Source organism: Arthrobacter sunyaminii, assembly GCF_018866305.1.
Lineage (GTDB): Bacteria > Actinomycetota > Actinomycetes > Actinomycetales > Micrococcaceae > Arthrobacter_B > Arthrobacter_B sunyaminii.
Map to the genome: position 1 here is coordinate 247,417 of NZ_CP076456.1, position 11,604 is coordinate 259,020.

Genomic DNA, 11,604 nt, shown 5'->3' on the forward strand with positions numbered 1-11,604 from the left:
TCAATCCGGAACAGGGATCCGGGCGCGGACGGCGGTGCCCGCGCTGCTGCTGGTGATGGACAGTTCTCCGTTCAGCTCAGCGACGCGCTGGTGCATCGAGGCGAGCCCGACGCCGGCGCTGGGCTGGGTGGGATCGAACCCGGTACCGTCGTCGACGACGTCCAGATGCAAGGCGTCCCGGTCCACCGTCAATCGGATATCCACGGCGGAGGCGCCGGCATGCCGTACCGCGTTGCCCGCCGCCTCCGCTGCAAGACGATAGACCGCCACCTCGACCGCTGCCGGCAGAGATGCCGCCGCCATCGCCGTCACCCTCACGCTGGTTAGTCCCGAGAGCCGGAAAGCGAGTTCGTTGAGGGCACCTGCCAGCCCGAGGGTGTCGACGGCGACAGGGTGCAGGTCGCGGGAGATCCGGCGAAGAGCGGTGACGGCTTCGCTGCCGGCGGTGCGTGCCTTGTCCAGGGACTCGCGGGCGTGCTCCGGTGAACGGTCCAGGGCCAGGCCGGCGACGTCTGTCTGGGCGATCACCGCAGCGAGCAGGGGTCCTACCTCATCGTGCAGATCACGGCGCACGCGCCGTCGTTCCTCCTCCCGGGCCACCGCCAGCTCGGCGCGGGAACGCCGGACGTCCGCCGCGAGCCTGGCCGAGCTGAGCACCGCGGCGATCGACGGTGAAACCGCGTCTATTTCTTCAGCGGCGTCTCCGGCCAGCTTCGGCGTGAAGAGGAACCCCTCTAGCCGGCCCAGATGAAGGAGCGTCACCCGGTGGTGGCCCGGATCGCCGACGGAGGCCACGACGTTTTCGCCGACCTTGATGGCGAGGCCCGAGACGCCAAGGTCGCGGGCGACTTCAGCGAGCGTCGTGTTCAGGGCGCTCGACGGATCGGCGGCGCCGTCGAGCTGGGGGCCCACCGAGCGGAGGGTGCGCGAGCCCGTGCCGATCGTGGTCAGGGACAGCGCGATCGGCAGGAGGGGGAGGGTTAGTACCTGAATCAGGGGCGACCATTCATTCGCGGCTGCTCCCACTGCGATTCCTGCCAGGCCCGCGATGGCTGCGATCAGTACCGGCAACGCCTGCCGGCGTCGGGCGGGACTCGTCAGCTGCAGCGCCAGGAACGCTGCCGCGGCGAAGGCGGTGCATGCGGTGAGCAGGACGCCTGTCAGGGACAGGGCAGGAGAAAAAGGAAGCTCGAGGGGGTTGGGATACTCGACGCCTTCCTCCACTGTGACCGTTGGCAGTGTTGCGAATCCGAGTGCCATCACCGCGGTGCTGAGGACGGCGGCAAGCTTAAGCCGGGAGGAACTCCGCCAGCGCGCAGCCCTCAGCACGCCCAGCGTGTAGGACAAACCGACGGCGCTGCCCCAGGCCCAGGTGCATATCCAACCCGCGGTGACGGACAGGGGCGAGCCCGCCACCGCCAAACCACCCGTCGCGGCCGCCACACTCCAAGCTGCCGCGATGGTCAGGACAGCCCCGGCCGGGCGGCCGCGGACCGTCCAGATGGCCGCAAGCACCGTCCATGACAGAGCCGCCACCGTGTCCTGCACCAGGTTTGACGTGAGTGCCCGCTCAGGACCCACGACGACGACTGCTCCGGCTGCGCCCACGGTCAAAAGGATGCAGACCGTGGGCCCTGTCAGGGCGCGAAGGCGGCGGGCGGTTGGCTGGTTCATAACGCCTCGTTGGGGACGTTCGTTTAGGCATCAGTGTGAACGCTTGCCGGTTGCGGAGCAAGGGAAAACACTTTGTAGACCGCAAGCGCGATCAGGGCGGCGACGAGTGGTATCTGGGTGAGTGCGACGACGGGACCTTGGCCGGCGGTGAGGAACCCTAGAACAACTCCGGCGAGCAACAGCAGGGGCATCCACCGGGGAGCTGACTTGGCGATCAGCAGGCCGATGCCCATGACGCTGAGTCCGATGCCGAACAGCGGAACCGACCAGTACGAGACCGCCAAACCCGCCGGGCCGTCTTCCAGGTGCAGGAGGGTTTGCATGGAGGCCCCGTGGTCGAGCCCCGGGGCCGTTGCTCCCCAGGCGGCGTAGCCCTGGACCGCCTGGCTGACGGCGTTGAAGAAGGTGCCCACAGCGGCGATGGCCGCGCCCGCGCGCGTGACAGTTCCGCCCAGTCCGGCCACCAGCCAGAACAGGGGAAGCAGCAGGTAGGCGCCGGCGGTCGTGAGGAGGCGGGAGAGGATGAGCTGATCGCGGTATTCCAGCATCAGGGGAAAGGCCGTGGCAGGGTCACGGCCCAGATTCGGCAGGAGCGCCTGACCGGTAACAAAGAGGATTGGAGCGGCGAGGGCCGCGGCGAGCAGAAGGATACGTGTTGGTGTCATGTGCTGATGCTGGCCCGGGCCGTTCCCGGGCGGACAGAGGCGCAGGTCCCGGTTTGTCACCGTGCTTCGATATCACTGTCCGTGCGCCGGTTTCCGCACCAGGGGCAGGATGCAGCATGACGGGTTCCTAGCATGAAGTTCCGTCACCGCCTTGTCGATGAAAGCGGTGTCAGCGGGGTTGCTGCCGCCGCCGGCGAAATGCCCCCAGATGCCGGGAAGGACGCGCACTTCGGCCCGTCATTTAGGCGCCGGCAGGACTCTGGCCCATCCGCCTTTGGGCGACTAGCCAGGTTATCGCCCAATATGCGGCTGGTGTCAGCGCCAGCAGCGAAACGGCAGCCAGGGGAATGGCGGCACTTGCTGTCCACGTAAAGAGCGGAACTAGCAGCGACAACGTGAGAGTAAACATTCCAATGACTGCAAGATATTTTGAAGAGTTTTCCGCTCTCATAAGATCAGCAACCGCGAACGTGCCCGCGCATAAGGATGCAAGCGCCGCAAAAACGGACAGCGGGATTAAGCCGTTTGCGCCAACGAAGACGGAACCGATCGAGAAAAGTGCAGCCACCAGGATGGTGGTCCCAGTTGAAAGTCCCAGAAATTTGTGACGGCTCATGGGTGACGCCTCCTTCCTTACTGCGATTGCAGTTCTTCGCGCTTTTTCGCAAGCTCGCAGATTTCATTCCATTCGGAGGCAGCAACGCTAACAAGGATCAAAACTGCGGGCAAAGCGCAAAGTTTCCCGCCTGCGGGCACGGCGCACCAATGAACCGAATCACCGGTTCATCACGGAGAGCTGCAGGTAGGCGCTGACAATCCAGTTGGGTGCACCCGGCTACAGCCTCAGAGTGCGGCCAAGCCGTTGCGTCCGTCGGCATCCAGATAGGCATCATGGGCGGCGGTGATGGAGCGGCGGGCCTGCTCGCCGGCGGCCGCGCTGTCCCCGCTGGCAATGGCACTGAAGAGCAGTCGGTCGCTGGCGGCGGCATCCCGCATGGCAGCCCCGGGGTCACCGGCCGAAGAGATTCGATCATTCATGAGGTCCAGGAGGGCGCCGGAGACGGCCTGGCCGCTGGCCTGCAGCAGCTGGTTGTGGCTGGCCTCCCAGACGACGGCGTGAAACTCCAGATCCGCTGCATTGAACAGGTCCATGCTGCCTGCCGCGGATTCCATGCGTTCCACCGCACCGTGCATCGCGGCAAGCTGCTCCGGCGTGTGCAGCGCGGCTGCCAGCCGGCAGGCGGAGCTTTCCAGGATGATGCGGAACTGGACGAGGTCCGAGAGGGACAGGGACGCGATCCGAGCCAGCGTGGTGAAGGACTGCTGAAGTGCCTGTCCGGTGAAGGGAAGCACCTCCGGTCCGGAGCGTCCGCCGGGACGGGAGGCGATGAGCCCCCGGCTCTGCAGCACCCGAAGCGCTTCACGCACCGTGGGGCGGCTGACCGAGAACTGGACCATCAGCTCGCGTTCGCTGGGCAGATGCTGTCCGGGCTGAACCTCGCCGGAAATGATGACCGCTTCGATCTGTTCCACCACGCGTTCGTAGGTCAGGACGGGGACTGCGGGGGAGAAACTGATTTTGCTCATGCGGCCCTTCACAATCGAAGTTTTTTCGAATGTACCGGGCCGCATCGGCCAGCGATATACCTCCGTCCAAAACTTTCACTGGTAAGACCAGATAAATAGGTAGACAGGCTGGCACTCCATGAGGTTGTCTGGTTCAAATTGTTGGACTTGCCGGAGGATGGAGATCCCCAATGAATCGTGCACCTTCCCGGGCAGCTGCGGTCGCACTGCTGGCTGCATCGGCGCTCTTCCTGTCATCCTGCTCTGCGGGTTCGTCCGGGGAGGAGCCGGCCGAGTCCGCTGAGCAGCGGTCCGGGATCACGGTGGCCCTCACCGGAGAGCCCACCAACCTTGACTTCACCACCACCGCCGGCGCCGCCATTCCCCAGGCGCTGATGACCAACGTGTATGAAGGCCTGGTGGAAATTGACCAGGACGGTGCCATCCAGCCGCTGCTTGCCGAGTCCTGGGACATCAGCGAGGACCGCCGCACCTACACGTTCACGCTGCAGCCGGACGTCACCTTCTCCAACGGTGAGCCGTTTACCGCCGACGACGTGAAGTTCAGCCTCGACCGCGTCAACTCCGGGGCATGGGTTTCGAGCCTGAAGAACAAGATGGCCATTGTGGAGGCGGTCAACGTCCTGGGTGACACCGAAGTGGAGATTGTGCTGAGCCGTCCAAGCAACGCCTGGTTGTTTGACCTCGGCACACCGGTGGGAGCCATGTTCGATGAAAGCGGCGTGGATGATCTGGCGAACACCGCCATCGGCACCGGACCGTTCACCATCGAGGCCTGGAACCGCGGGCAGTCCATCGAGATGAAGGCTCGCAACGACTATTGGGGCGAGGCGCCCAAGGTGGATACCGCCACGCTGCGCTACTTCGCGGACGCAACGGCCACCACCAACGCGCTGCGATCCGGAGATGTGGACGTGGTCTACAACATGCAGGCACCCGAGCTGCTCTCCACCTTTGAAAGCGACGACGCCTACCAGGTTCTGGACGGCACCTCCAACGGCGAAATCATCCTGTCCATGAACAACAAACAGGCACCCTTTGACGATGTCCGCGTGCGCCAGGCGGTCATGCACGCCATCGACCGGCAGGCCGTGCTGGACACCGCGTGGAGCGGCTACGGCACCGTGGTGGGGGCGGCCGTACCGCCCACCGACCCGTATTACGAGGACCTGACCGACGTCAACGCCTATGACCCGGACAAGGCCCGCGACCTGCTCGCCGAAGCCGGAGCCGAGGACCTGAACATCACCTTCAGCGTTCCCACCCGCCCCTACGCCACAGCCGTGTCCGAAATTGTGGTCTCCCAGCTGGCGGAGGTGGGCATCAACGCCACCATCGAATCCGCCGAGTTCCCCGCCGTCTGGCTGGACAAGGTCTTCACGCAGCATGACTACGACATGTCAGTGGTCCTTGCCGTGGAAAGCCGGGATTTCCTGACCATGTTCAACAACCCGGACTATTACCTGGGCTATGACAACTCCAAGATCGCAGAAACGGCCGCCACAGCGGACGCCGCCGACGAAGCCGGCTACGTCGACGGCATGAAGGACGTGGTCCGCACGGTGACCGAAGACGCAGCCGCCGGAGTCCTCTTCCTGTTCCCGAACATTGTGGTGGCCGATGCCGATGTCACCAACGTCCCCGCCAACTCCGTCACCGAGGCACTGGACCTGACCGGAATCGGCTGGAGCTGAAACCGGCGCGAGAGCATCCTGCGGCGCCGACGGCACGGACTGAAAAGAGGCACGCATTGGGCATCAGGCTGCTGATCAACGCGGCACGGTTTGCCGTCACCTTCCTGGTGGCCACGGTGGCGGTCTTCATCTTCATGCGTGCAGTCCCCGGAGACCCGGCGCAGATTGCGCTGGGCGTCAACGCCACACCGGAGCTGCTCGAGCAAACCCGGGCGGAGTTCGGCACTGACCGGCCCCTGCCGGTGCAGTACTTTGACTGGACGCTGGGCCTGTTCCGCGGAGATTTCGGCACCAGCTACGTCACCCGCCAGGACATCACGCCGCTGATTCTGGACCGGGTGCAGGTCAGCCTGATCCTGGTGGGCCTGGCCATGGCGGTTGCCCTGCTGATCGCCGTGCCTCTGGGCACCCTGATGGCCGTGAACCACCGCCGGATCAGCGGCATCCTGCTCAGCGGGCTGAGCCAGGTGGGCGTGGCGGTACCCGGGTTCCTGGCGGCCATCCTCCTTGTGGTGGTGTTCGCCGTCGGGCTGGGCTGGTTCCCGGCCAACGGCTGGACGCCGCCGGGGGAGGACTTCGCCGATTTCCTTCGCCGGGTGTTCCTGCCCGTGCTGGCCCTGGCCTCCGTCCAGGGCGCCATCCTGACCCGGTACGTGCGGTCCGCGGTCCTGGAGATCATGAGCGAGGACTATCTGCGCACTGCCCGCGCCAAAGGGCTGGGGCGGACCGAAGCACTGGTGAAGCACGGCCTGCGCAACGCCGCCATTCCGGTGCTTACGGTCACCGGGGTGCAGCTGGCCGCGCTGATCATCGGCGCCGTGGTCATTGAGCGCGTCTTCGTCATCCCCGGGCTGGGCTCCCTGCTCCTGGACGCGGTGGGCAACCGGGACCTGCTGACCGTGCAGTCCGTGGTCATGGTGCTGGTGGCCATCACCCTCACCATCAACCTGCTGGTGGATGTCCTGTACACCGTGCTGGATCCCCGAATCCGGAAGAAGGCCTGATGAGCGATCTCACCCCGGCTGCCCTCACCGGAGCCGCTCCGGTCCCCGTCGGGCGTCCCGGCCGCGGCAAACCGTCGCCCACCCTGCTGATCGGCGCGGCACTGGTGGCCGTCGTCGTCGCGGCCGCTCTCCTCTCCTTTTTCTGGACACCGTACGATCCGGTCCGGGCCGTACCCGAGGACCGGCTGCTCGGCTCCAGCGCGGAGCACCTGATGGGAACCGACCGCTACGGCAGGGACGTGTTTTCGGCAATCCTCTACGGCGCCCGCATCACCCTGCTGGTGGGCCTGATCTCCGTCGGCATTGCCCTTCTCATCGGAACGCCGCTGGGCATCCTTGCCGGAATGCGCGGCGGTGCGGCCGAGGAGATCAGCATGCGCGCCGCAGACATCCTGATGGCGTTTCCTGCCCTGCTGGTTGCCATCATGTTCGGCGCGGTGTTTGGGGCGGGGACGACGACGGCGATGGTCGCCATTGGCATCGGCTCAATCCCGGGCTTCGCACGGGTGGCGCGCAGCGGAACCCTGCAGGTGATGAGCACCGAATATGTCATGTCCGCGCGCGCTTCCAGCCAGAGCGCACTGCGCATTGCCCGCCGGCATGTGCTCCCGAACATTGCGGGGGTGCTGGTGGTCCAGTGCTCCGTCACGTTTGCGCTGGCCGTCCTGGCGGAAGCGGCACTGTCCTTCCTGGGACTCGGTACGCCGCCGCCAATTCCCTCCTGGGGCCGGATGCTGCAGGAATCCCAGCAGTTCCTGGGCACCTTTCCGGCGCTCGCCATTTGGCCCGGAGCCGCCATCGCCCTGGCGGTCCTGGGCTTCAACCTGCTGGGTGACGGGCTACGCGACCGGTTTGACCCCAAGCTGAACGGGGAGGCTCCCCGATGAGCGAGCGGCTGCTGGAGGTGAAGGACATTCGGGTGTCCGCCGGCGAGCACACCCTGGTGGACAGCTTCAACCTGGAGCTGGGCAAAGGTGAACGGGTAGGGCTGATCGGTGAGTCCGGGTCCGGCAAGTCCATGACTGCCACGGCACTGATGGGACTGTTGCCGGAGGGGGTCTCCGCCACCGGCTCCATCCGGCTGGCCGGAACCGACCATGACCTGGTGGGGGCCCGGGACAGCCAGATGCAGCGGATCCGCGGCAACGCGATGACCATGGTGTTCCAGGAACCCATGAGCGCCCTCAACCCGCTCATGAAGGTGGGGCCGCAGGTGGCCGAGGTGATGCTCAAACACCGCACGGTGCCCAACCGGCGGGCGGCTGCTGCGAAAGCCGTGGAGATGCTGGCCTCGGTGCGGCTGCCCGATCCCGCGGAAGCCGCCCGGGCCTATCCGCATCAGCTCTCCGGCGGACAGCGGCAGCGCGCCATGCTGGCCATGGCGCTGGCCAACGATCCGGCGGTCCTGCTCTGTGACGAGCCCACCACGGCCCTGGACGTGACCGTGCAGCGCCAGGTCCTGGACCTCATCCTGGAATCCGTGAGCCGGCGCGACACCGGACTGCTGTTCATCACCCACGACCTGTCAGTGGTGGCCAGCGTCTGTGACCGCGTCCTGGTCATGAACAAGGGCCGCGTGGTGGAAGAGGGAACCACCGAACAGGTGCTGACCCGGCCCGCCCACGCCTACACCCGGGGGCTGTTGGCGGCCTCGGACCTGGAGGCTACGGACAGTGACGGCCGGTTGTTCACGGTGGCCTCGGCCGACGCCTATGTACCGCCGAAGATCGCATCCCCGCCCGCCGAAGGGACGACGGCGGTCTCCCGGCCTGTCCTGCCTGACCGGCTTAACTCGCCTGCCGTGGACGCCCTGCCTGACCGCGGAGGGAACGACGGCGCCGCCGAGCCGCTGATCAGCGTGCGGGACCTGGTGCGCACCTACCGGCGCGGCCGCACCTCGCTCTTTGGTGCGCCCGCCGAGGTGCAGGCACTGCGGGGCATCTCGTTTGAGGTGGCTGCAGGGCAGCGGTTCGGCGTGGTGGGAGAGTCCGGGTCCGGCAAGTCCACGCTGCTGCGCATCCTGGCCGGACTGGACCGGCCCACCTCCGGCAGCGTCAAAGTTGCCGGAAACGAGGTGGCCGGGGCACGGGAAAACGAACTGCGCCAGCTGCGCCGCGAGCTTCAGATTGTTTTTCAGGACCCCATGGGATCGCTGGATCCGCGGATGCGGGTGCGTGACATCATCACGGAACCGCTGCTGCTGCCGGGGGAAACGGCGCGCCGCGGCAGGCATGCTGAACGCGCGGCCGAAATGCTCCGGGCCGTTGACCTTCCGCCCGAAGCAGCGGACCGCTTTCCGCACCAGTTCTCCGGCGGACAGCGGCAGCGCATTTCCATTGCCAGGGCCCTGATCGGAGAACCGCGCATCCTGGTGGCCGACGAACCGGTGAGCGCCCTGGACGTTTCAGTGCGCGCACAGGTGCTGAACCTGCTCTCGGATCTGGTGGACCGGTACAACCTGACCCTGGTGTTCGTGTCCCATGACCTCGCCGTCGTACGGCATCTTTGCGACAACGTGGTGGTGATGAACCATGGGCTCATTGTGGAAAGCGGCCCGACGGAGCAGATTTACGAGGACCCGCAGCACGAGTACACCCGGACGCTGGTGGCGTCCTCGATGTCGCTGCGGACGGAACTCGCCGGGCGGGCGATGGACAGCCGGGAAGAATTGACCAGTCAGGGAGAGGGAAAATGACGGAGACGGCCAATCAATCACCGCAGCAGGAGGGCACCCCGCGCAGCCGGGGCCTCCACGACCTCTCCGCCGCCGAGCTCAGCAGCGCATATGCCGCCGGAACCCTGACCCCGGTGGAGGTGGCAGAAGCGGTCATCGAACGGATCCGGGAGCGGGAACCGGAGCTGAACGCGTTCTACCGGTTTGATCCGCAGGACGTTCTGCGCCAGGCGCAGGACAGCGCCGAACGGTGGCGGACGGGATCCTCCCGCAGCGCATACGACGGCGTGCCCTGCAGTATTAAGGAGAACATTTCCCGGGCCGGCATCCCCAAGCCGTCGGGAACGGCCCTGCCCGATCCGCCGGTGCCGGCCGGGAATGCGCCCGTCACGGACCGGCTGCTGGAAGCGGGGGTGGTGGTTCTCGGCTCCACCACCATGCCGGACTGGGGCATGCTCTCCTCCGGAGTGTCCAGCCTGCACGGGGTCTCGCGCAGCGCCTGGAATCCGGCCTGGACCACGGGAGGCTCCAGTGCCGGAGCCGGCAGTGCGGCGGCCGCCGGATACGGGCCGCTGCATGTGGGAACCGACATCGGCGGATCCATCCGGCTGCCCGGAACCTGGCAGGGACTGGCCACGCTGAAGCCCAGCGCCGGGCTGGTCCCGCTCGACGCTCCGTACACCGGCCGGGCAGCAGGCCCGCTGGCCCGCACGGTGGCGGACGCCGCCGTCCTGATGGAGCTGGTGGCACGGCCTGACCCCCGGGACTACACCACCAGGCCGTTTCCACCCCAGCAGTGGAGCGCCGAACCGGCAGACCCGGCGCCGCTGCGCATTGCCCTGCAGCTGGACGCCGGCTGCGGAGAGGCACCCGACGCCGAGGTGCTGGCGGCGGTGCAGGCTGCCGCCGCCCTGTTTGAGCAGGCCGGAGCCGTGGTTGAAATCCTGGCTCCCTTCATCGACGAGGACATGCTGCACGGGCTCGACGAATTCTGGCGGACCCGGTCCTACGCGGATCTGGAGGAACTGGAACCCGCGCACCGGGAGCTGGTCCTGGATTACATCGTCCGCTGGTGCTCCCGCGGCGCCGACGTCTCGGGCAGCCAGACCATCCGGAATTTCCACAGCATCGGACGGATGCAGCAGGCGACGGTGCTCGCCGTCGCACCTTACGACGTCGTCCTCTCACCGGTGGCACCCATGGCGGCGTTCCCCGCTGAACAGCCCATGCCCCTGCCTGACCCCGAGCGGACCATGGGCCACATCGGATTCACCGTGCCGTACAACATGTCCGGCCATCCCGCTGCCACAGTGAACTGCGGATTCACGGCGAACGGCAGACCCATCGGTCTGCAGCTTGCCGGAGCTGTGGGCAACGATGCGGAGCTGCTGAGGGTTGCGGCCTGGTATGAAGCGGCGCGGCCGGTGTCTTCAACTCCGAACTGGACAGCCTTGGCCTGATTCGGACGCAGCTCTGAACCAGGCCCGGAGCGAGCCCGGAATCAGGCCGGAGGATCGAAGCGGCCGTCGACGGCGGTCCAGCCGCCGTCGACCGTCAGTACCGAGCCGGTGACGAAGGTAGAAGCGTCCGACGCCAGGTACACCACGGCGCCTGCCAGCTCTTCGGGCCGGGACCAGCGGCCCAGGGCGCTCTTCGCCGCGTAGGCTCCGTACCAGTCCGGATTGTCCTTGATCTGCGCGGTCAGCGGCGTCTCGACGACTCCCGGGGCGATGACGTTGACGCGCACACCCGCGGGACCGAACTCAGCCGCGGCGGTGCGTGCCAGCTGGACCAGGCCGGCCTTGCTGGCCGCGTAAACGCTCTGACCGGGCTCCACGACCGAGGCGCGGATCGAGGAGAACCCGATGATGCTTCCGCCTCCGTTGGCCGCCATCCGCGGTGCGAAAGCCTGCAGCAGCGAGAAAGAGGCGCGCAGGTTCAGGTTCATCACCCGGTCAAATTCCTCCAGGGTGTAGTCGGCAATCCGCTTGCGGACATTCGTGGCTGCCGTAAACACCAGGGCCGCGCAATCGGCGTACTGTTCAGCGGCCGCCTGAACGGCGTTCGGATCCAGCACATCGAGCACCGCCGGTTCCCCGGCGGCGCCGATCAGGTCCGCCGTCGCTGCCGCGGAAGCCGCGTCCCGGTCCGCGCACACCACCTTGGCGCCATGGGCCGCCAGCGCCAGGGCGGACTCCCGGCCAATCCCGCTGCCGGCTCCCACCACCAGCACGCGCCGTCCGGCCAGGTCGAACAGTTCCGAGTAGTTCGTCATCAGGGGTCCTATCGCTGAGGGGAATGCTGGT

At 66.8% G+C, this 11,604-nt stretch carries 10 protein-coding genes; 5 read left to right on the plus strand and 5 right to left on the minus strand.

All coding sequences use genetic code 11. From position 1 onward, the window contains the following. The 4 genes from KG104_RS01225 to KG104_RS01240 form a co-directional block, all read right to left on the minus strand. Positions 1-1,674 carry a sensor histidine kinase gene (locus tag KG104_RS01225; RefSeq protein ID WP_207348342.1) on the minus strand — a complete coding sequence of 558 codons (1,674 nt, stop codon included), beginning with the start codon at positions 1,672-1,674 and terminating at the stop codon, positions 1-3. A 23-nt stretch (positions 1,675-1,697) separates the two neighbouring features. After that, positions 1,698-2,339 (minus strand): hypothetical protein, encoded by a 642-nt coding sequence (locus KG104_RS01230; protein ID WP_207348343.1) that lies wholly within the window; start codon positions 2,337-2,339, stop codon positions 1,698-1,700. A 241-nt stretch (positions 2,340-2,580) separates the two neighbouring features. Beyond that, the gene (locus KG104_RS01235; protein ID WP_207348344.1) at positions 2,581-2,955 is read right to left on the minus strand and encodes a hypothetical protein; all 375 of its coding nucleotides are present in this window, start codon (positions 2,953-2,955) and stop codon (positions 2,581-2,583) included. A gap of 227 nt (positions 2,956-3,182) precedes the next feature. Beyond that, the gene (locus KG104_RS01240) at positions 3,183-3,926 is read right to left on the minus strand and encodes a FadR/GntR family transcriptional regulator (protein WP_207348345.1); all 744 of its coding nucleotides are present in this window, start codon (positions 3,924-3,926) and stop codon (positions 3,183-3,185) included. Positions 3,927-4,096: 170 nt separating this feature from the next. Here KG104_RS01240 and KG104_RS01245 point away from each other — a divergent pair, with 170 nt between their 5' ends. The 5 genes from KG104_RS01245 to KG104_RS01265 are packed head-to-tail and all read left to right on the plus strand — an operon-like array spanning position 4,097 to position 10,758. Next, on the plus strand, positions 4,097-5,620 hold the full coding sequence (locus KG104_RS01245) for an ABC transporter substrate-binding protein (RefSeq protein ID WP_207348346.1): 1,524 nt from the start codon (positions 4,097-4,099) through the stop codon (positions 5,618-5,620). Positions 5,621-5,676: 56 nt separating this feature from the next. Then, entirely contained in the window at positions 5,677-6,624 is a 948-nt protein-coding gene (locus KG104_RS01250; RefSeq protein WP_207348347.1) for an ABC transporter permease, read from the plus strand. Then, entirely contained in the window at positions 6,624-7,511 is an 888-nt protein-coding gene (locus tag KG104_RS01255; RefSeq protein WP_207348348.1) for an ABC transporter permease, read from the plus strand. The genes KG104_RS01250 and KG104_RS01255 overlap by 1 nt, the downstream gene beginning before the upstream one ends. Continuing rightward, on the plus strand, positions 7,508-9,319 hold the full coding sequence (locus tag KG104_RS01260) for a dipeptide ABC transporter ATP-binding protein (protein ID WP_207348349.1): 1,812 nt from the start codon (positions 7,508-7,510) through the stop codon (positions 9,317-9,319). Before KG104_RS01255 ends, KG104_RS01260 begins: the two co-directional genes overlap by 4 nt. After that, positions 9,316-10,758, plus strand: a complete 1,443-nt coding sequence (locus KG104_RS01265) for an amidase (RefSeq protein ID WP_207348350.1) — start codon at positions 9,316-9,318, stop codon at positions 10,756-10,758. The genes KG104_RS01260 and KG104_RS01265 overlap by 4 nt, the downstream gene beginning before the upstream one ends. A gap of 41 nt (positions 10,759-10,799) precedes the next feature. On the opposite strand, the gene KG104_RS01270 is transcribed toward KG104_RS01265, so the two are convergent. After that, positions 10,800-11,573, minus strand: a complete 774-nt coding sequence (locus KG104_RS01270) for an SDR family NAD(P)-dependent oxidoreductase (RefSeq protein ID WP_237687248.1) — start codon at positions 11,571-11,573, stop codon at positions 10,800-10,802. Between the last annotated feature and the right edge of the window lie 31 nt (positions 11,574-11,604).